This window comes from Kitasatospora sp. NPDC096077 (genome assembly GCF_040303245.1).
In the GTDB taxonomy this organism is placed as follows: Bacteria; Actinomycetota; Actinomycetes; order Streptomycetales; family Streptomycetaceae; genus Kitasatospora.
On record NZ_JBEOSV010000046.1, the window covers coordinates 49,478 to 69,093 of the forward strand.

Here is a 19,616-nt window from a genome sequence, read left to right on the forward strand (position 1 = left end):
AAGGAATCAACCGGGTCACGCCTCGAAGGGACGGGCCGGCCACGGCGCGTCCGGGCGGCGCAGCCCCTCCGGACCGTCCGGGGAGGTCAACGCGGCGTGCACGGCGAGGGTGCCGGTGATCAGGGTCGGGTTGTGCAGCCGCCCGGCGTGGATCAGCCGGATCAGCTCGGGCACCGGCACCCAGGCGACCTCGATCTCCTGCTCCTCCCCCTCCGCGAGGTAGCGCTCGCGCCCGGCGTCCGAGAGGTCGGTGGCCAGGAACATCCGCAGCGCCTCGTCGGTGCCGCCCGGGGAGGTGTAGTAGTCGGCGAGGATCCGCCAGGTGTCGGCCTTGCAGTGCGCCTCCTCGTAGAGCTCGCGCTGCGCGGCGTGCCAGGGGTTCTCGCCCGGCACGTCCAGCAGGCCGGCCGGCAGCTCCCAGAGCCGCTGGCGGACGGGGTGGCGGTACTGCCGCAGCACCAGCACCCGCTGCTTGTCGTCCAGGGCGAGCACCGAGACCGAGCCGGGGTGGGTCTGGTAGTCGCGCCGGGCCCAGCTGCCGTCGGGCATCCGGACCTCCTCGCTGCGCACGCCGGTGACCCTGCCCTGGAACGGCGTCGTGCTGCTCCGGACCTCCCACTCCTCGGCCGCGTCGGCGATCGCCAGGTCGCTCTGCTCGTCCATCGCTCTCCCCTTTTCGTCAGTACGACACAATCTAACGCCGAACGGCGGCCCCGCGGGAATCGCGGGGCCGCCGTCCGGTGAACGGGCCGGGCCGAGGAGGCGGGGACTACTCGGACGCGGCCGTCTTGATCTCGATCGCGGCCTTGACCAGGCCCGCGAACAGCGGGTGCGGGCGGGTCGGGCGGGACTTCAGCTCCGGGTGGGCCTGGGTGGCCACCAGGTACGGGTGCACCTCGCGCGGGTACTCGACGTACTCGACCAGGTCGCCCTTGGGCGAGAGGCCGGAGAACTGCAGGCCGGTCTTCTCCAGGTCCGCGCGGTAGGCGTTGTTGACCTCGTAGCGGTGGCGGTGGCGCTCCTCGACGTACTGCTCGCCGCTGTAGACCTCGCGGACGATCGAGCCCTCGGCGAGCTTGGCCGGGTAGAGGCCCAGGCGCATGGTGCCGCCCAGGTCGCCCTTGCCGTCGACGATCGCCAGCTGCTCGGCCATGGTCGAGACGACCGGGTGCTTGGCCGCGGCGTCGAACTCGGTGGAGTTGGCCTCGGGCAGGCCGGCCAGGTTGCGGGCGGCCTCGATGACCACGCACTGCAGACCCAGGCACAGGCCCAGCAGCGGGACCTTGTTCTCCCGGGCGTAGGTGATGGCGCCGACCTTGCCGTTCACGCCGCGGTCACCGAACCCGCCGGGGATGCAGATCGCGTCGACGTCGCCGAGCTGCGCCTGGGCGCCCTCGGGGGTCTCGCAGTCGTCCGAGGTGACCCACTTGATCTCGACCCGGGCGTTGTTGGCGAAGCCGCCGGCGCGGAGCGCCTCGGTCACCGACAGGTAGGCGTCGGGCAGGTCGATGTACTTGCCGACCAGGGCGACCTTGACGATGTGCTGCGGCTCGTGCACGCGGCGCAGCAGGTCGTCCCAGGTGGTCCAGTCCACGTCGCGGAACGGCAGGTCCAGGCGGCGCACCACGTAGGCGTCCAGGCCCTCGCCGTGCAGCACCTTGGGGATGTCGTAGATCGACTTGGCGTCGATGGCCGCGACCACGGCCTCCTCGTCCACGTCGCACATCATCGAGATCTTGCGCTTGATCGCCTGCGGGACCTCGCGGTCGGCGCGCAGCACGATGGCGTCGGGCTGGATGCCGATGTTGCGCAGCGCGGCGACGGAGTGCTGGGTGGGCTTGGTCTTGAGCTCGCCCGAGGGGCCGATGTACGGCAGCAGGGAGACGTGCACGAAGAAGACGTTGTCCCGGCCGACCTCGTGGCGGACCTGGCGGACGGCCTCCAGGAACGGCAGCGACTCGATGTCGCCGACGGTCCCGCCGACCTCGGTGATCACCACGTCGACGCCCTCGGTCGCCATCCGGCGGATCCGGGACTTGATCTCGTTGGTGATGTGCGGGATGACCTGGACGGTGTCGCCCAGGTACTCGCCGCGGCGCTCCTTGGCGATGACCGTCGAGTACACCTGGCCGGTGGTGACGTTCGCCGAGCCGTGCAGGTTGGTGTCGAGGAAACGCTCGTAGTGACCGATGTCCAGGTCGGTCTCGGCGCCGTCGTCCGTGACGAACACCTCACCGTGCTGGAACGGGTTCATGGTGCCCGGGTCCACGTTGAGGTAGGGGTCGAGCTTCTGCATCGTCACGCGCAGGCCGCGGGCCTTGAGCAGCGCGCCGAGGCTGGAGGCGGTCAACCCCTTGCCGAGCGAAGAGGCGACACCCCCGGTGACGAAGAGGTGCTTGGTCGTCACGGCGCGGCCGTTCGCTGCCTTGCCGGAATGGGGCTGTGCCAAGAGGGGGCTCCCGTGGGTCGCGTGTCGAAGGTGACGTGGGCGGGAGGCTCTCGGGTCGCCGGGCGACGGGAGGCCGGCAGGTGCTCGGCACTCGTGGGGTCGTCGGTTCGGCTGGTCCGGGGCGTTTTATCCCGCCGGTCCACGGGATACCAGGGTAACAGTGACCGGAGCCGGATGCCTTTCGGGCCGCGCGGGGCGCTCCGGGGAGCGTGCGCCGGGCGCACCACCGGCGCATCATCCGCCGCACACGTCACACCGGTCGCACCACCCACCGGACCGGGTCAGCCCGGGTACTCCGACCGGGCCATACCGACCCCTCCGATACGGCCACCCGGAGCTGATCCTTCCGGACCATCCTGCGCCGCGTCCCCGCGATGCACGGCATTTCCGCCGAATTGCGGCGCCACACGGGGCTGCGTCCGCGTGCTTCGCCCCTTTCGTCCGTCGTAAGCTGCACGGACGCATCGCGACAGCACGAGCACGCGGAGGGCGTGGGAGCGTCAGGACACTCCCGGTCCCCGATGCGCGACCGGACCTCCCCGTCAAACAGCTCCTCCCCACCCACCCCCAGGGGCTCGACAGAGCCCCGCGCGGACACTCCAGCAAGGCCCGCCACCACCCCCCGGCGGGCCGGACGTCCCGGGGTGAACCTCCGGCCCCGCAGACCGCTCGCTCCCTGGTTCGCCGATGCCCTGACCACATTGCGAACTGGAGATCCACGTGGCCGGCCGTATCGAGGACTACGCACTCATCGGGGACATGCAGACCGCTGCCCTGGTCAGCAGGGACGGGGCGGTGGACTGGCTCTGCCTCCCCCGCTTCGACTCGCCGGCGGTGTTCGCCGGCCTGCTGGGCACCGATGAACACGGCTTCTGGCGGATCGGCCCGGCCGAGGCCGTCGCGACCGAGGTCCCCTCCCCCACCGCCGAGCCCGCCACGGCCGGCCGGCCCCGCCTCGCCGACACCGCCGACCTGCGCGTCCCCCCGCCCACCGCCGCCGCCCCCGCCCTGCCCGCCGACCGGCGCCGCTACCGGGGCGACTCGCTGATCCTGGAGCAGGAGTGGGACTCCCAGGGCGGGACCGTCCGGGTGATCGACTTCATGCCGCCGCGCCCGCTGGCCGGCCGGGACGCCGTCCCCCAGGTGATCCGGATCGTCGAGGGCGTGGCCGGGACCGTCCGGATGCGCTCGGCACTGCGGATGCGCTTCTCGTACGGCCGGGTCGTCCCCTGGGTGCACCGGGTCGAGCAGCCCGACGGCGGCCACCGCACCGTCGCCGTCGCCGGGCCCGACTCGGTCTGGCTGGACGGCGAGGCCGAGACCTACGGGCGCGACCTCACCACCTACGCCGACTTCACCGTCCGGGCCGGCGAGCGGATCGCCTTCGCCCTCACCTGGCAGGCCTCCCACCTCGACCCCCCGGCCGTGCCGGACGCCGAGGCGATGCTCGACGCCACCGCCGACTTCTGGCACGACTGGGCCGACCAGTGCACCTACCAGGGCCCCTACCGGGAGGCCGTGATCCGCTCGCTGATCACCCTCAAGGGCCTCACCTACGCCCCCACCGGCGGGATCGTCGCCGCCCCCACCACCTCCCTGCCGGAGGACATCGGCGGCGAGCGCAACTGGGACTACCGCTACACCTGGCTGCGCGACGCCGCGATCACCCTCTCCTCGCTGCTGCGCACCGGCTACCGCGAGGAGGCCAAGGCCTGGCGCGAGTGGCTGCTGCGCGCGGTCGCCGGCGACCCGGAGAACCTGCAGATCATGTACGGCATCGCGGGCGAGCGCGAGCTCACCGAGTCCTCGCTGGACTGGCTGCCCGGCTACGAGGGCTCGCTGCCCGTCCGGGTCGGCAACGGCGCCGCCGGACAGCTCCAACTCGACGTCTACGGCGAGGTGGTGGAGGCCCTGCACCTGGCCCACATGACCGGCCTGGTCCGCAACGACCACGCCCACCACCTCCAGCTGCGGCTGATCGAGTACCTGGAGGACCACTGGCAGAACCCGGACGAGGGCATCTGGGAGGTCCGCGGCCCGCGCCGGCACTTCGTCCACTCCAAGGTGATGGCCTGGGTCGCCGTCGACCGCACCATCAAGCTGCTGGAGCAGACCCCCGAGGACGCCCCCTCCGGCGGCCACCTGGAGCGCTGGCGCGAACTGCGCGAGACCATCCACCGGGACGTCTGCGAGAAGGGCTACGACCCGGAGCGCAACACCTTCACCCAGTACTACGGCGGCAAGGAACTGGACGCCTCGCTGCTGCTCATCCCCCAGGTCGGCTTCCTCCCGCCGGACGACAAGCGGGTGATCGGCACCATCGAGGCGATCCAGCGCGAACTGTCCACCGAGGACGGCTTCGTGCTGCGCTACCCGACCCACGACGAGTCCGGCAACAACGTCGACGGGCTGTCCGGCCACGAGGGCGCCTTCCTGGCCTGCTCGTTCTGGCTGGCCGACGACCTCGCCATGATCGGCCGGGTGCAGGAGGCCCGCGAGCTGTTCGACCGGCTGCTGTCGCTGCGCAACGACCTCGGCCTGCTCGCCGAGGAGTGGGACCCGCGGCTCAAGCGCCAGGTCGGCAACTTCCCGCAGGCCTTCAGCCACGTCCCGCTGATCGACACCGCCCTGCGGCTGACCGCCTGCGGCGCCGCCTACCTGTCGGCCCAGCCGGACGGCCCCGCCGCCGACCGGGCCGAGCGCGCGACGGTCTAGGAGAGGGTCCGGGACGGGGCCTGGGCCTGGGCCTGTCCGGCAGGATCCGCCGGACAGGCCCTAACCGCGCTGCACCAACTCGTCGTAGGTGCTGAGCACCTGGGCGACGGTGGCGGCCTCGTCCGGCCAGGTCTCGGCCTGCTGCCGGCCGGCCGCCGCCAGCCGCTCCCGGCGGTCCGGGTCGGCGAGCAGCCCGCGCACCGCGCGGCCGATCGCCACCGGATCGCCGGAGGGCACCAGCACGGCGGCGTCACCGACCAGTTCGGGGATGCCGCCGACGGCGGTGGCGACCACCGGCACGCCGGCCCGCATCGCCTCCTGCACCACCAGCGAGCGGGCCTCCCAGCGACTGGAGACCACCACCAGGTCGGCGGCGGCCAGCAGGTCGGGCACGTCGGTGCGGTAGCCGAGCAGGAGCACCGGCAGCTTCTCGGCGGCCACCCGCTCGCGCAGCGGGCCCGCCTCCGGACCGTCCCCGGCGAGCAGCAGCAGCGGCTCCGGGTCCAGTCCGGACAGCTCGGCGGTGGCGTCCAGCAGCAGCCCGAAGGCCTTCTGCGGGACGAGCCGGCCGACCGCCAGCACCAGCGGACGGTCCGGGCCGTCGCCGAGCAGCGCGGCCCGCGCCGCGCCGCGGTCGAGCCGGCCCTCGGGCATCGGCGGGGCCGCCACCGGGCCCAACCGGGCGTCGGTGGCGCCCAGTTCACGGGCCCGGGCGACCAGGTCGGAGGAGGCGCCGAGGACCAGGTCGGCGGCGCGCGCCACCCGGCGCTCCATCAGCCGCTGCAGCCGCCGCTCCATCCCGGTGGCCAGCAGCGCGTGGTGCGAGGTGACCACCAGCGGGGTCTCCGGGCGCAGGCCCGGGAAGCGGCCGGCGGTGCGCAGCGCGAGGTCGGACAGCAGCCCGGCGCGCAGCCCGTGGGCGTGCACCACGTCAGCGCCGGTGAAGGCCCGGCGCAGCTCGCCGATCGCGGTGGCGTCGCTGCGGGCGCCCGCGGTGGGGGTGATGTCGACGGTGTGGAACCGCGCGCCCGTCCGGGAGAAGCCGAACAGCGCGTCCGTACCCGCCGGCGCGCAGACCGTGACGGTCACCCCGTGCGCGACCAGGCCCTGGGCCAGCGAACGCACATGCGCACCGATGCCGCCGGTGCTGGCGGCCAGGACGAGCACCACGTGCAGCTGCCCCGGTTCCGGGGCGGCCGCGGTGGCCCGGGCGGCGGAATGGTCCACGTCGTCTCGCATCCGACTCGATCGGGTTCGCGCACCGCTTCGCGAGGATTGCCCGCCGGGCGGCGCTCGGGACTGGAAAGCCAGTGTCCAGCGGCCACCATGCCAGGTCGGCGGCCCTCTTGGACAGTCGGCGCCACGGGGGCGCGTCGCCGTCCTGCCGGGGAGGGCCGCCGGTTCCGACTACCGGTGGCGGGGGGCCCGGGCGGCGGCCAGCAGCTCCTCGGCGTGGGCGCGGCCCAGCTCCGAGTCCTCCAGGCCGGCCAGCATCCGGGAGAGTTCGCGCACCCGCTCCTCGTCGTTCAACACCTTGACGCCCGAGCGGGTCACGGTGCCGTCGTTGGTCTTCTCCACCACCAGGTGCCGGTCCGCGAACGCGGCGACCTGCGGAAGGTGGGTGACCACCACGACCTGGGCGGATTCCGCCAGTTTGGCCAGCCGGCGACCGATCTCGACCGCGGCCTTGCCGCCGACGCCCGCGTCCACCTCGTCGAACAGGTAGGTGGGGACGGGGTCGGCGCCCGCGAAGACCACCTCGACGGCGAGCATCACCCGGGACAGCTCACCGCCCGAGGCGCCCTTGGCGATCGGGCGCGGCTGGGCGCCCGGGTGCGGGGCGAGCAACACCTCGACCTCGTCCACGCCGTGCGGCCCGTACCCGACGGTGCGGCCGTCCAGCTCGATGCCGGCCAGGTCGTCGACCCGGCTGATCGCGAAGGTCACCCGGGCGTGCGGCATGGCGAGTTCGGCGAGCTCGGCGGAGACGGCCTCGGCGAAGCGCCCGGCGGCGGCCTGCCGGGCGGCCGAGACCTCGGCCGCCAGCTCGGCCAACTCGGCCCGCAGTTCGGTCTCCTGGGCGCCGAGCTGGTCGATCCGGTCGTCGTCGCCGTCGAGTTCGGCGAGCCGGGCGGAGCCGGCCTCGGCCCAGGCGATCACCTCGGCGAGGGTGTTCTCCCCGCCGCCGTACTTGCGCAGCAGCTGGGCCAGCACGGCCCGGCGGTCCTCGACGGCGGCCAGCCGGACCGGGTCGGCGTCCAGGTCGTCGGCGTAGCCGGCCAGGTCCCCGGCGACGTCGGCCAGCAGGTAGCCGACCTCGTTCAGCCGGTCGGCGAGCGCGGCGAGGCGCTCGTCGTGGTGGCGCACCGCGTCCAGGGCCCGCCGGGACTGGGCGAGCAGGGTGCCCGCGTCCAGCGCCTCCGGGTCGGCCGGGTCGCCGGCCAGCGCCGCGTGGGCGAGGGTCGCTGCGGAGGACAGCGCGTCGGCGTGCCCGAGCCGCTCGGCCTCGGCGGCCAGCTCGACGTCCTCCCCGGCCACCGGCTCGGCGGCGGCGATCTCGTCCAGGCCGAAGCGCAGCAGGTCGGCCTCCTGGGCGCGCTCGCGGGCCCGGGTGGTCAGCTCCTCCAGGGTGGCCGCGACCTCGCGCAGGGCGCGGTAGGTCTCCCGGTAGCGGGCCAGCGGCTCGGCCACCGCCTCACCCGCGTAGCGGTCCAGCGCGCCGCGCTGGCGGGCCGGGCGCAGCAACCGCTGCTGGTCCGTCTGGCCGTGCACGGCGATCAGGTCCTCGCCGAGCTCGGTGAGCAGCCCGACCGGGACGGCCCGCCCGCCGACGTACGCCCGGGACCGGCCCTCGGCGGAGACGGTCCGGCTGACCAGCAGGGCGCCGTCGTCCAGTTCCGCCCCGGCCTCGGCCGCGCGGGCCGCCACCGGGGAGTCCGCGGGCAGTTCCAGCCGGCCCTCCACCACGGCGCGTCCGGCGCCGTGGCGCACCAGGCCGGGGTCGGCGCGTCCGCCGAGCAGCAGGCCGAGGCTGGTCACCACCATGGTCTTGCCGGCGCCGGTCTCCCCGGTCACGGCGGTGAAGCCGGGGGCGAGCTCGACCACCGCGTCGTCGATGACCCCAAGATCCCGTATCCGCATCTCGTCCAACACGGAGACGACCTTACGAGGTTCCGCCCCCGGAGCGCGACGAGCGGCAACGGCGCGCGGCAACTCGGTGCCGTCAAGTTCATCCGTTCCGGGAGGTTTGGGCGGCGGTGGGCACGGTGCACCAGGGCAGGAAGAGCTGCACCAGCGGGCCGATGACCAGCGCGTACACCACCGTGCCGACCCCGGCGGTGCCGCCGAGCACGAATCCGACCGCCAGTACGGTGACCTCGATCCCGGTGCGGATCAACCGCAGCGAGCGCCCGGTGCGCCGGTGCAGGGCGGTCATCAGGCCGTCGCGCGGGCCGGGGCCGAGCCGGGCACCGATGTAGAGGCCGGTGGCCAGACCGTTGAGCAGCACCGCGGCGGCCATCAGCGCGATCCGCGCGACCAGGCCGTGCGGGCCGTCGACCAGCCGCAGGGTGAGGTCCATCGCCGCGCCGATCACCAGCACATTGGCGACGGTGCCGACCCCGGGGCGCTGGCGCAGCGGGATCCACAGCAGCAGGACCAGGGCGCCGCAGACGGTCACCCAGGCGCCCACGCTGAGGCCGAACACCCGCTGCAGGCCCTGGTGGAAGACGTCCCAGGGGTCCAGGCCGAGGCCGGAGCGGAGCATCAGCGCCATGCTCGCCCCGTACAGGGCGAGGCCGACGGCGAGCTGCGGGAGCCGGCGGCCCAGGGCATGGGTGTCGCCGAGGATCCGGACGGCGAGGCCGGGCCGGGGCCCGGCGGCGGAGGGCCCGGCGGCGGACGGGACGGCGGCGGACGGGACGGCGGCGGTCGTGGGTGCGGTCGTGGTGGCCACTGGTGCTCCTGCGGGTGGTGCTGCACCGCCGGATCGGATCCGGCGGTGGCGGACTCGACGGCCGCACTGTCATGATGAGCGGGCCAATGGAGCCCTCGACAGGGCCAATCCCGAGCAAGTGGACTGCCGAGTGAGCGAAGCGAGCTCACCGTCAAGGAAGTGCGGGTTGCGCGAAGCGCCTGCCGAGCGAAGCGAGGAGGGCGCATCAGCGCCATGGCCGACTGGCACACCACCGTCACCCCGCCCGCACTGGCCCGGCTGCTCGCCACCGCCCGGCTCCCCGAACCGGCCACCACCCGCCGGCCCGCCTACCGCACCCTGGCCGGGCAGATCCGGCTGCTGGTCACCGAGGGCCGCCTGCCGGTCGGCGCCCGGCTCCCCGCCGAACGCGAACTCGCCACCGCCCTGGACCTCAGCCGCACCACCGTCGCCACCGCCTACGAGACCCTGCGCGGCGACGGCTACCTGCTCAGCCGCCGCGGCGCCGGCAGCTGGACCGCGCTGCCCGAGGGCGCCCAGCCGCCGGGCGACGCGCTGCACCCCGTCCCGCCGGACGAACAGGGCCGGATCCTGGACCTCGGCGTCGCCGCCCTGCCCGCCCCGCAGCCCTGGCTCGGCCGGGCCGCCGCCCGGGCCGTCGAACTGCTGCCGCACTACGCCGCCGGCCACGGCCACTACCCCACCGGCGTCCCGGTGCTGCGCGAGGCCGTCGCCCGCCGCTACACCGAGCGCGGACTGCCCACCACCCCCGACCAGATCCTGATCACCACCGGCGCGATGGGCGGGCTCCACCTGGTCCAGCGGGTGCTGGTCGGCCGCGGCGACCGGGTCGCCGTCGAGGCCCCCAGCTACGCCCACACCCTCCAGGCGCTGCGCCTCACCGGGGCGCGCCTGGTGCCCGTCCCGTACACGTACGCCCCGCAGCCCGTCTGGGACCTGGAGGAGTGGCAGCGGGTGCTGCGCGGGGCCGCCCCCAAGGTCGCGTACGTCATCCCGGACTTCCACAACCCGACCGGCGCGCTGATCGACGAGGAGCAGCGCCGCCGGCTGCTGGCCGCCGCCCGGGCCGTCGGGAGCGTCCTGTTGGTGGACGAGACCACCGCCGAACTCGGCTGGGGCGTACCGGAGTCCACGCCGCTGCCGCGCCCGGTGGCGGCGCTGGACCGGGCCGCCCAGGTGGTCACGGTCGGCTCGGCCGGCAAGCTGTTCTGGGGCGGACTGCGGATCGGCTGGGTGCGGGCCGCGCCCGCGCTGGTCCGGCGGCTGGCCACCGAGCGGGTCTACAGCGACGTCGGCACGCCGGTGCTCGACCAGTTGATCGCCGCCGAGCTGCTGGGCGAGCCGCTGCCGGCCGTCCGCACCCACCAGTTGGACCGGCTGCGGGCCTGCGCGCACGCCTTCGCCGCCGCACTGCCGGAGCGGCTGCCCGACTGGCAGGTCACCCTGCCCCCCGGCGGCCTCGCGCTCTGGGTCGCCACCGGCGGACTGTCCGGCGCGGCGCTGGCCCGGGCCGAGGAGCCCGCCGGGATCCGGATCGCCGCGGGCAACCGGTTCGGCTCGGACGGCGCCTTCGAGCACCACATCCGGATACCGCTCACGGTGCCCGCCGCCGCCGTACCCGCCGCCGTCGAGCGGCTGGCCGAGCTGGCCGCCCGCGCGACGGCGGGCGGGCGGCTCGGCCCGGCCGACGAGAGCCAGGCACTGGCCGTCTGAGCAGCCCCGGCTGACGGACCGTCAGCAGTCGGTGTTCGAGCGTCCGCGCCAACCCTTCACCGGGAGCGCGAACTTGGCCACCAGCCGGTCGGTGAACGGCGCCCGGTGCAGCCTCGCCAGCCGCACCGGCGTCTGCCCCCGGCGCACCTCCACCCGCGCGCCGGCGGGCAGTTCGACCGAACGCCGCCCGTCGCACCAGAGCACCCCGTGCGGGGTCTTGGGCTGCACCTCGACGGCCAGCACCGAGTCCGGAGAGGTCACCAACGGCCGGGCGAACAGCGCGTGCGCGGAGATCGGCACCATCAACAGCGCCTCCACCTCCGGCCACACCACCGGCCCACCGCCCGAGAAGGCGTACGCGGTCGAACCGGTCGGCGTCGCGCAGACCACCCCGTCGCAACCGAAGTTGGAGACCGGACGGCCGTCCACCTCGGTCACCACCTCCAGCATCCGTTCCCGGGAGGCCTTCTCGATCGACGCCTCGTTCAACGCCCAGTCCTGGTGCACCACATCGCCGTTGGTCCGGACGATGACGTCGATCGTCATCCGCTCCTCGACCTCGTAGTCGGCGTCCACCACCCGCTCGACCACCACGGCCAGGTCGTCCCGCTCGGCCTCGGCGAGGAAGCCGACCCGGCCGAGGTTGATCCCCAGCATCGGCAGCCCGTGCGAGCGCGCCAGCTCCGCGCCGCGCAGCAGCGTCCCGTCGCCGCCGGCGACCAGGATCAGCTCGCAGCCGTCCGCCGCGCCGGGCCCCTCGGCCACCTTCTCGACCCCGTCCGGCAGGTCGAGGTCCACCGCCTCGGCCTCCAGCAGCCTGATCCGGAGCCCCGCCTTCAGCAGCCCGTGCACCAGGCTCTCGACGCTGCGCAGCGCCGTCTCCCGGCCGGTGTGCGCGATCAGGAAGACCGTACGTTCTTCATCGCTCATGCCGCTGCCCTCTCCCTACGCCCGCCGGGTCGCCCTTGGCCCGGTGCGTCCGCGCCGTCCAGCATGACGGGCCGGACACTCGCAGAGCACCCTATCTGGGCCCTTCCGCCACGGCCCGGTCCGCCTCCGCGGGGTCCAGCTGCGGGGCGTCCCGGCGCATCCAGAGGAAGTACTCGACGTTCCCGGACGGCCCCGGCAGCGGGCTCGCGGTGACCGCCCGCACGCCCAGCCCGAGCTCCCAGGCCTGCCCGGCCACCTGCCGCACCATCTCGGCCCGCAGCTGCGGGCTGCGCACCACCCCGCCGCTGCCGAGGCGCTCCTTGCCGATCTCGAACTGGGGCTTGACCATCAGCACCAGGTCCGCGTCCTCGGCCGCGCAGGCCGCCAGGGCCGGCAGCACCAGGCCCAGCGAGATGAACGACAGGTCGCCGACCACCAGGTCGACGAGGGTGCCGCCGATCGCCTCCGGGGTCAGCTCACGGACGTTGGTGCGGTCCATCACCGTCACCCGCTCGTCGCTCTGCAGCGACCAGGCGAGCTGCCCGTAGCCGACGTCCACCGCCAGCACGTGGGCGGCCCCGGACCGCAGCAGCACGTCGGTGAACCCGCCGGTGGACGCGCCCGCGTCCAGCGCCCGACGGCCCTCGACCACCAGGCCCTGCGGCACGAAGGCCGCGAACGCCCCGGCGAGCTTGTGCCCGCCGCGCGAGACGTAGTCGGGGTCGTTGTCGTCCTTGGCCACCACGACCGCCGCCGCGGTCTCCACCTGGGTGGCCGGCTTGGTCGCGGTGGTGCCGCCGACCGTCACCCGGCCGGCTGCGATCAGCTCGGACGCGTGCTCACGCGACCGGGCCAGCTTGCGGCGGACCAGCTCCGCGTCGAGTCGGCGTCGTGCCACTGCCACTGGTGTTTCAGCTCCTACGGGTCCTGCGGATCATTCCTGGTCGAGCGCGGCCAGCGTGTCGGCGAGCCGCTGGTGAACATCTTCGTACACCGCGACGTGTGCTTCGGCCGGGACCCCGTCCAGACCCTCCAAGCGGGCCAGCCCGGCGTCCACCTCCGGGTGCCCGGTGGGCAGCAGTTCGACGCCGAGCGGCTCGGCCCGCCCGACGGTCACGACCGGCTCCACCGAAGGCGCCGGGCCCGGCTCACTCGTCCCGGACATCGGGCTCCCCGGTGGCGGTGGCCCTGGTGCTGGTGGCCTTGCGGACGGTGGTCTTCTTCGTCGCGGTGCGCTTGGCGGCCGCCGTGGGCTCGGCGGCGTTCGGCTTCCGCTGCGCGGTCTTCTGCGCGGACGACTTCTTGGCGACGGTGGTCTTCTTCGCGGCGGCCTTCTTGCCGGTCGCCTTCTTGGCCGTCGCCTTGTCGGTGGCCGGCTTGTCGGTGGCCGGCTTGTCGGTGCCCGGCTTGTCGGTGGCCGCCTTCTTCGGCGCGCTCTTCCTCGGCGCGCTCTTCCTCGCCGTCGTCCCGTTCACGGCCGGCTCGACCACCGCCACGGGCGGTACCGGGGAGACCGGGGACACCGGCGGATCGAACTCGACCGGCTCGTCCACCTCCACCCGCTCGGCCACTATCGGCTCGGCCGCCACCCGCTCGTCCTCGAACTCCCAGCCGCGCCCGAACAGGTCACCCGCCCGGGGCGCCGGCACCGGCTCCTCCCCTGGGTACGGCTCCGCCGCGGACCCCGCCGCGACCGGCTCCTCCTCGACCTCGCGCAGCTTGCTCTCCAGGTACGCCAGCACCACGCCGACCTTGGTCACCTGGTCGCCGACCTTCTCGAAGGCCTTCTCCACCTCGTTGCGCGCCACCCCGACCGCCAGGTCCACCCCGGCCCGGCCGGCGGTGACCGCCTCCTCCGCCAGGGTCTGCAGTGTCTGCGCCGACGGCGGGAACTGCCCGCCCAGCCGACGCTCGACCTCGGCCACGTCGACGCCGGTCCTCTCCAGGATCGCGGCCGCCGTGTCGACGACCCGCTTGCCGACCTCCTCGACCACCACGGCGGCGGCCGCCACCGCTCCCCGCACCGTCCTCGGCAGCATCCGGGTGCCTCCTCCGCGCCTGCGCGCGCCTCGCTCCGTGGCCCTCGGCACCCGGGCGAATCCGGGCACCCCACTGACGACGCTACCGCCAAAACCCTCCTGAGGTACCGTGGCCCGGCAGTCCGCACCGTAGTGACCTGGGGATGGAGCGAGCGCCATGGCGAACGCCGAGGAGTGCCGGGAGGCACTGGAGCAGCTCAGCCGGAACATGGCGAAATCCACCGGGGACGTCCGCAAGGCCGCCGCCCTCGACCGCTCGCTCAGCTGCCGGATCACCGACCTCGACCTGACCTTCACCGGACAGCTGCGCGACGGCCGGATCCAGGACGTCGTCGCCACCCCCGGCGAACCCACCGAGAAGGCGGCCATCCGGCTCACCATGGCCAGCGACGACCTGCTCGCCCTGGTCGGCGGCCGGCTCAACTTCGCCGCCGCCTGGGCCGGCGGCCGGATCCGGCTGGAGGCCGGCTTCCGCGACCTGATGCGGCTGCGCACGCTGCTCTGACGCCGGGTCGTACGTCCGCTTCGGACAGCTGTCCTGAACGCCTGTCCTGGACGACTGTCCTGAACGCCCGTCCTGGACGACTGTCCTGAACGTCTGACCAGGACAGACGTTCAGGACGTTCGTCCGAGACGGACGTCTCAGAACCCGAGCTCGGCCAGCGCCTTCCGCCCGTCCACCGCGCCGCCGTCCGCGTCCAGCGCCGTCCAGGCCGCCGCGCACAGCGCCCGCAGACCGTCCCAGCGGTCCCCGGCACCGGCCAGCCGCAGCACGCCGCCCTCCGCCACGGCCGTCCAGCCGCCGCAGCCGAAACCGCCGTCCACCGCCGTCACCGCCGGCTGCGGGACCAGCAGACCCCGCAGGTCGGCCGCCAGGTACGTCGGCCGGTGCTCGACCGGCGCGGCCAGCAGCTGGGCCGGCGTGGTGACGCCGGTGAACACCAGCAGGCTGTCCACCCCGCCGTTGAACGCGCCCTCGATGTCGGTGTCCAGCCGGTCCCCGACCACCAGCGGCCGCCGGGCCCCGGTCCGCAGCACGGTCTCCCGGTGCATCGGCGGCAGCGGCTTGCCCGCCACCTCCGGCTCCACCCCGGCCGCCGCCCGCACCGCCGCCACCAGCGTCCCGTTGCCGGGTGCGATGCCGCGCGCCGTCGGAACCGTCATGTCGGTGTTCGAGGCGACCCACGGCAGCCCCGCGCGCACCGCGTACGCGGCCTCCGCCAGCTGCGGCCAGCCCACCGACGGGTCGAAGCCCTGCACCACCGCGAGCGGCTCCTCGGCCAGCGAACGGACCGCGACCAGCCCGCGCTCGGCCAGCGCCTCCTCCAGCCCCGGACCGCCCACGACCAGCACCTTCGCCCCGGCCGGCACCTTCTCGGCGACCACCCGGGCGGCCGCCTGGGCCGAGTTGATCACGTCCGCGGGCTCGGCGGACACACCCAGCTCGGTCAGGTGCTCGGCGACCACCCGCGGCGGCCGGGAGGCGTTGTTGGTCACGTACGCGAGCCGCATCCCGGCGGTACGGGCCACCGCCAGCGAGTCCACCGCGTGCTCGATCGCGTGCGGGCCGGCGTAGACCACGCCGTCCAGGTCGAGCAGCGCGGTGTCGTAGGCCTCGGTCAGCGGGCGCTCGCTGCCGCCGGGGGCGGTCCGTCGCGCGGGGGCGGTCGTGTCGGTCATGGGTGCCCTACCTCATTCACTGCTGGTCCGTCTGCTCGTCCTTGCCCGCCCGCTCAGACGTCGTCGTTGACGCCCTCGGGCTCTCCCCCGCACTGCCCCGGCAGGGCCGTCCCCGGTTCACGGTCCGGGTCCTGCCGGCCGGCCGGCACCCCCGGCAGCAGCGGGCCGTACGCCCCGGCCCGGGCCGCCAGGGTCGCCCGGGTCTGCCGCAGCGCCGCCCGGTAGTGGTCGGTCTCCGGCCGCATGGCCACGGCCAGCGCCAGGTGTTCGGCGGACGTCTCGAAGTCGCCCAGCCGGGCCGCCGCGACGCCCCACCCGAACTGAGCGTAGTCGTCCGAGGGGTCGGCCAGCGCCACGGCCCGGAAGTTCTCCAGCGCCGCCGCGTACGAACCGGCGTCGAACTGCGCCCGGGCCAGCGCCTCCCGGATGCTGCGCGAGTGCGGCTCGGCCTCCGCCGCCCGGGCCAGCAGTTGTTCGGCCGCCGCCGGATGACCCTGGGCGAGCAGCTGCGCACCCCGGCGGAACCAGTCGTAGACGTCCCCGGTGGGCTCCCCGGGCCGCCCCTGGGCCGGGACGGCCCCCGTGGGCAGCTGCCCACCCGGTGCACCGCCGTCCAGCCGATCCTGCCCGTCCTCCATGCCGTCCCTCGCCCTCGGTCGCACACCCGTCCGACGATATTCGGACGGGCATTCCGATCTCTCAACAACGCGTACCCGGTTACGATGCCCAGAATGAGCACACCCAGTGCAGAAGACGGAGTCGAGACTCCCGTGGGCGGCCCCGGTGATCCCGGACACGTCGCCACCGCAGGCCTGTCCCTGTCCCCCTTCCGTGGCCTGCGCTACGTCCCCGACCGGGTCGGCGCACTGGCCGCGGTGATGTCCCCGCCCTACGACGTCGTCGACCCCGGACGCCGGCTCGACCTGGAGACCGCCGACCCGCACAACGTGGTCCGGCTGATCCTGCCCCGGCCCGAGCCCGAGGACGCCGGCGACCGCCCGGACCGGGACACCAAGTACCGGCACGCCGCCCGGCTGCTGACCTCCTGGCAGCGCGAGGGCATCCTCGCCGCCGACCCGGAGCCGGCGATCTACGTCTACGAGCAGCGCGTGCCCGGCACCGCCGACGCACCCGAACTGCTCCAGCGCGGGCTGATCGGCGCCCTCGCCGTGAGCGGCCCCGAGGCCGGCGTGGTCCTCCCGCACGAGGACGTGATGCCCCGGCCGGTCGCCGACCGGGTCGGGCTGATGCGCACCACCCGGGCCAACCTGGAACCGCTGCTGCTCACCTACCGGGGCAACGGCGGCGCCTCCGGCGTCATCGAGCGGACCGTCCGGGCCGAGCCGCTGCTCTCCACCGCCACCAGCGACGGCACCCACCACCGGCTGTGGGCCGTCACCGACCCGGCCGACCTCGCCGAGATCAGCCGCGACCTGGCCACCTGCCGGGCCCTGATCGCCGACGGGCACCACCGCTGGGAGATGTACCTGCGGCTCCAGCGCGAGCACCGCCACCTGCCGCGCAGCCCGTGGGACCGCGGCATGGTGCTGCTGGTGGACACCGCCCGCTACCCGCTGCGGGTCCGGGCCATCCACCGGGTGCTGTACCGGCTGCCGGTCGCCGAGGCGCTGGAGAAGCTCGGCGACCAGTGGAAGGTCAAGGAGGTCCCCGGCCCGCTGCCCGCCGCGCTCCAGGCCCTCGCCGAGCAGAAGCGGCACGGCGGCAACGGCTTCGTCCTCACCGGCGGCGACGGCGTCTTCTGGCTGCTCGGCGAGCCCGACGAGGCCCTGCTGGACGCGACCGTCCCGCACGACCGGCCCGAGGAGTGGCGCCACCTGGACGCCACCGTGCTGCACGCCACCCTGCTGGACCGCACCTGGCACGTCCCCGACGGCCCCGACGACATCGGCTACCTGCACACCGCCGTGGCCGCCGAGCGCGAGGCCGCCCGCAGCGGCGGCACCGCCGTCCTGCTGCACCCGGTCCGGGAGAGCGTGGTGCGCCGACTGGCCGAACAGGGCGTCACCATGCCGCGCAAGTCCACCTCGTTCGGGCCGAAGCCGGCCACCGGTCTGGTACTGCGCAGCCTCCCGCTGGGGTAGTCGGGCCCCGGACGCCGTGAGGCCCTGCCGAAGACCCCCTCAGGGGTTCGGCAGGGCCTCACGGCGTTTCAGGGCGCTCAGCCGCGGGCGTCGCCCTCGGCCTCGACCTTGTCGGCCTTCTCAGCCTTCTCGGCCTTGTCGGTCACGTCGGCGCGACCGGCCTCGGGGGCCTCGGCACGCTCGGGCACCACGCCGTCGAACTCCTCGTCGATCTCGAGGTCGTCCTCGTCGTAGTACTCCTCGACGTCCTCCTCGTCCTCGAAGATCACGCGGTCCTCGGAGTTGTCGGCGCCGCGCTTCTTCGCCGGGGCCTCGTCCTGCTCGGCGTCGTCCTCGGCCAGCTCCGGGTCGAGGACGTCGATGAACTCCACGCCGTCGATCTCGGCCAGGCGCTCCGAGGCGTTGGTCGTGCCGTCGGTGTCGGCCTCGGCCGCCTTGGCGAACCAGTCACGGGCCTCGTCGCCACGGCCGGCCGCGATCAGCGCCTCGGCGTAGGCGTAGCGCAGCCGCGCGGTCCACGGGTGCACGGCGCTGGAGGCCAGCTCCGGGCTCTGCAGGGTGACGACGGCCGCGTCGAACTGCTCCATGTCGCCACGGGCACCGGCCGCGACCAGACGCATCTCGACCTGACCGGCCTTGTCCAGCTGCTTCACCTCGGGCTCACCGGCCATCGCCAGCGCCCGCTCCGGACGGCCCAGACCGCGCTCGCAGTCGGCCATCACGGGCCACAGGTCCGCACGGCCGGTCATCCGACGGGCGGCACGGAACTCGGTCAGCGCCTCGGAGTAGCGCTGCGTGATGTAGGAGGCGAAGCCGGCCGCCTCGCGGACGGCGGCCACGCGGGAGGCCAGCCGCAGCGCGACGCGCGAGTAGTGGTAGGCCTCCTCCGGCTCGGTGTCGAGCAGGCGGGCCACCATCACCAGGTTGCGGGCGACGTCGTCCGCGAGGGTCTTGGGCAGGCTCTTGAGCTCCTGGCGCACGTCCGCGTCCAGCTCGAAGCCGGTGACGTCCTCCGGGATCGGCAGGCGCTTGACGGGCTCGTAGTTGCCACGGCGGTCGTCGTAGTCCCGGCGGCCACGGTCGCCGCCGCGGTCGTCCCGGTCGCGGTACGACGGACGGTCGTCGCGACGGAAGCCACCACGCTCGCCACCACGGTCGTCCCGGCGGAAGCCGCCACCCTGCGGGCGGTCGTCGCGACGGAAGCCGCCACGGTCGCCACCGCGGTCGCCGCGGTCGCGGTTGAAGCCGCCGGAGGGGCGGTCGTCCCGGCGGAAGCCACCGCGCTCGCCACCGCGGTCATCGCGGTCGCGGTTGAAGCCCTGCGGGCGGTCGTCGCGGCGGAAGCCGCCACGGTCGCCACCGCGGTCGTCACGGTCGCGGTTGAACCCGCCGGAGGGACGGTCGTCACGGCGCGGACGGTCATCCCGGTCGTCGCGACGGAAACCGCCGGAGGGACGGTCGTCGCGGCGGAAGCCACCACCCTGCGGACGGTCGTCACGGCGGAAGCCACCGCGGTCGCCGCCACGGTCGTCGCGGTTGAAGCCACCGGAGGGACGGTCGTCCCGACGGAAGCCACCACCCTGCGGACGGTCATCGCGACGGAAGCCGCCACGGTCGCCACCACGGTCGTCGCGGTTGAAGCCGCCGGAGGGACGGTCGTCGCGGCGGAAGCCACCACCCTGCGGACGGTCGTCACGGCGGAAGCCGCCACGGTCGCCACCGCGGTCATCGCGGTCGCGGTTGAACCCGCCCTGCGGACGGTCGTCACGGCGGAAGCCACCGCGGTCGCCGCCACGGTCATCGCGGTTGAAGCCGCCGGAGGGACGGTCGTCCCGACGGAAACCGCCACCCTGCGGACGGTCGTCACGACGGAAACCACCGCGCTCGCCACCGCGGTCGTCGCGGTTGAAGCCGCCGGAGGGACGGTCGTCCCGACGGAAGCCACCACCCTGCGGACGGTCGTCACGGCGGAAGCCGCCACGGTCGCCACCGCGGTCATCGCGGTCGCGGTTGAACCCGCCCTGCGGACGGTC

Annotated in this window: 16 protein-coding genes and 1 pseudogene; 4 read left to right on the plus strand and 13 right to left on the minus strand. The window is 74.4% G+C overall.

Annotated features, from left to right (window positions below; translation table 11 throughout):
- Positions 1-15 precede the first annotated feature (15 nt).
- Together ABTZ03_RS30365 and pyrG are read right to left on the minus strand one after the other, a co-directional pair.
- Positions 16-645 (minus strand): NUDIX domain-containing protein, encoded by a 630-nt coding sequence (locus tag ABTZ03_RS30365; protein WP_502894637.1) that lies wholly within the window; start codon positions 643-645, stop codon positions 16-18.
- A gap of 124 nt (positions 646-769) precedes the next feature.
- Positions 770-2,449, minus strand: coding sequence for a CTP synthase (pyrG, locus tag ABTZ03_RS30370; protein ID WP_350516310.1), 1,680 nt, complete (start codon positions 2,447-2,449; stop codon positions 770-772).
- 720 nt (positions 2,450-3,169) lie between these two features.
- Here pyrG and ABTZ03_RS30375 point away from each other — a divergent pair.
- Positions 3,170-5,164, plus strand: coding sequence for a glycoside hydrolase family 15 protein (locus ABTZ03_RS30375; RefSeq protein ID WP_350516311.1), 1,995 nt, complete (start codon positions 3,170-3,172; stop codon positions 5,162-5,164).
- A 60-nt stretch (positions 5,165-5,224) separates the two neighbouring features.
- Here ABTZ03_RS30375 and ABTZ03_RS30380 read toward each other — a convergent pair whose 3' ends face one another.
- The 3 genes from ABTZ03_RS30380 to yczE all read right to left on the minus strand — a co-directional run bounded on the left by ABTZ03_RS30380 (position 5,225) and on the right by yczE (position 8,939).
- Positions 5,225-6,403: a glycosyltransferase family 4 protein gene (locus tag ABTZ03_RS30380; protein ID WP_350516312.1), complete on the minus strand. Its 1,179-nt coding sequence runs from the start codon at positions 6,401-6,403 to the stop codon at positions 5,225-5,227.
- A gap of 168 nt (positions 6,404-6,571) precedes the next feature.
- The gene (gene recN / locus ABTZ03_RS30385) at positions 6,572-8,305 is read right to left on the minus strand and encodes a DNA repair protein RecN (RefSeq protein ID WP_350516327.1); all 1,734 of its coding nucleotides are present in this window, start codon (positions 8,303-8,305) and stop codon (positions 6,572-6,574) included.
- A gap of 88 nt (positions 8,306-8,393) precedes the next feature.
- Positions 8,394-8,939, minus strand: a complete 546-nt coding sequence (gene yczE, locus ABTZ03_RS30390; RefSeq protein WP_350516328.1) for a membrane protein YczE — start codon at positions 8,937-8,939, stop codon at positions 8,394-8,396.
- Positions 8,940-9,332: 393 nt separating this feature from the next.
- Between yczE and yczR the strand changes: the two genes are divergently transcribed.
- A complete protein-coding gene (gene yczR / locus ABTZ03_RS30395) occupies positions 9,333-10,832 on the plus strand; it encodes a MocR-like transcription factor YczR (protein WP_350516313.1) in 1,500 nt (499 codons plus the stop codon).
- 21 nt (positions 10,833-10,853) lie between these two features.
- Here yczR and ABTZ03_RS30400 read toward each other — a convergent pair whose 3' ends face one another.
- The 4 genes from ABTZ03_RS30400 to ABTZ03_RS30415 form a co-directional block, all read right to left on the minus strand.
- A complete protein-coding gene (locus tag ABTZ03_RS30400) occupies positions 10,854-11,762 on the minus strand; it encodes an NAD kinase (protein WP_350516314.1) in 909 nt (302 codons plus the stop codon).
- A gap of 91 nt (positions 11,763-11,853) precedes the next feature.
- Positions 11,854-12,660, minus strand: a complete 807-nt coding sequence (locus tag ABTZ03_RS30405) for a TlyA family RNA methyltransferase (RefSeq protein WP_350516329.1) — start codon at positions 12,658-12,660, stop codon at positions 11,854-11,856.
- A 36-nt stretch (positions 12,661-12,696) separates the two neighbouring features.
- Positions 12,697-12,879, minus strand: a complete 183-nt coding sequence (locus ABTZ03_RS30410; protein ID WP_350516315.1) for a hypothetical protein — start codon at positions 12,877-12,879, stop codon at positions 12,697-12,699.
- Positions 12,880-12,910: 31 nt separating this feature from the next.
- The gene (locus tag ABTZ03_RS30415; RefSeq protein ID WP_350516316.1) at positions 12,911-13,801 is read right to left on the minus strand and encodes a hypothetical protein; all 891 of its coding nucleotides are present in this window, start codon (positions 13,799-13,801) and stop codon (positions 12,911-12,913) included.
- Positions 13,802-13,958: 157 nt separating this feature from the next.
- Here ABTZ03_RS30415 and ABTZ03_RS30420 point away from each other — a divergent pair, with 157 nt between their 5' ends.
- Entirely contained in the window at positions 13,959-14,306 is a 348-nt protein-coding gene (locus ABTZ03_RS30420) for an SCP2 sterol-binding domain-containing protein (protein ID WP_350516317.1), read from the plus strand.
- A 137-nt stretch (positions 14,307-14,443) separates the two neighbouring features.
- Here ABTZ03_RS30420 and ABTZ03_RS30425 read toward each other — a convergent pair whose 3' ends face one another.
- On the minus strand, positions 14,444-15,481 hold the full coding sequence (locus ABTZ03_RS30425; protein WP_350516318.1) for an HAD-IIA family hydrolase: 1,038 nt from the start codon (positions 15,479-15,481) through the stop codon (positions 14,444-14,446).
- Between the two features lie 53 nt (positions 15,482-15,534).
- Positions 15,535-16,119, minus strand: coding sequence for a tetratricopeptide repeat protein (locus ABTZ03_RS30430; protein ID WP_350516319.1), 585 nt, complete (start codon positions 16,117-16,119; stop codon positions 15,535-15,537).
- Positions 16,120-16,212: 93 nt separating this feature from the next.
- Here ABTZ03_RS30430 and ABTZ03_RS30435 point away from each other — a divergent pair, with 93 nt between their 5' ends.
- Positions 16,213-17,583, plus strand: a complete 1,371-nt coding sequence (locus ABTZ03_RS30435; RefSeq protein ID WP_350516320.1) for a DUF1015 family protein — start codon at positions 16,213-16,215, stop codon at positions 17,581-17,583.
- A 77-nt stretch (positions 17,584-17,660) separates the two neighbouring features.
- On the opposite strand, the gene ABTZ03_RS30440 is transcribed toward ABTZ03_RS30435, so the two are convergent.
- Positions 17,661-18,608: a tetratricopeptide repeat protein gene (locus ABTZ03_RS30440; RefSeq protein WP_502894638.1), complete on the minus strand. Its 948-nt coding sequence runs from the start codon at positions 18,606-18,608 to the stop codon at positions 17,661-17,663.
- 210 nt (positions 18,609-18,818) lie between these two features.
- Positions 18,819-19,616, minus strand: a pseudogene (locus ABTZ03_RS30445) (tetratricopeptide repeat protein); the annotation flags it as partial.

Coding starts and splice junctions, on each gene's coding strand:
- ABTZ03_RS30380 (WP_350516312.1), bottom strand. CDS start 6,403: ATGCGAGACGACGTGGACCATTCCGCCGCCCGGGCCACCGCGGCCGCC.
- recN (WP_350516327.1), bottom strand. CDS start 8,305: ATGCGGATACGGGATCTTGGGGTCATCGACGACGCGGTGGTCGAGCTC.
- yczE (WP_350516328.1), bottom strand. CDS start 8,939: ATGGCGCTGATGCTCCGCTCCGGCCTCGGCCTGGACCCCTGGGACGTC.
- yczR (WP_350516313.1), top strand. CDS start 9,333: ATGGCCGACTGGCACACCACCGTCACCCCGCCCGCACTGGCCCGGCTG.
- ABTZ03_RS30400 (WP_350516314.1), bottom strand. CDS start 11,762: ATGAGCGATGAAGAACGTACGGTCTTCCTGATCGCGCACACCGGCCGG.
- ABTZ03_RS30415 (WP_350516316.1), bottom strand. CDS start 13,801: ATGCTGCCGAGGACGGTGCGGGGAGCGGTGGCGGCCGCCGCCGTGGTG.
- ABTZ03_RS30420 (WP_350516317.1), top strand. CDS start 13,959: ATGGCGAACGCCGAGGAGTGCCGGGAGGCACTGGAGCAGCTCAGCCGG.
- ABTZ03_RS30425 (WP_350516318.1), bottom strand. CDS start 15,481: ATGACCGACACGACCGCCCCCGCGCGACGGACCGCCCCCGGCGGCAGC.
- ABTZ03_RS30430 (WP_350516319.1), bottom strand. CDS start 16,119: ATGGAGGACGGGCAGGATCGGCTGGACGGCGGTGCACCGGGTGGGCAG.
- ABTZ03_RS30435 (WP_350516320.1), top strand. CDS start 16,213: ATGAGCACACCCAGTGCAGAAGACGGAGTCGAGACTCCCGTGGGCGGC.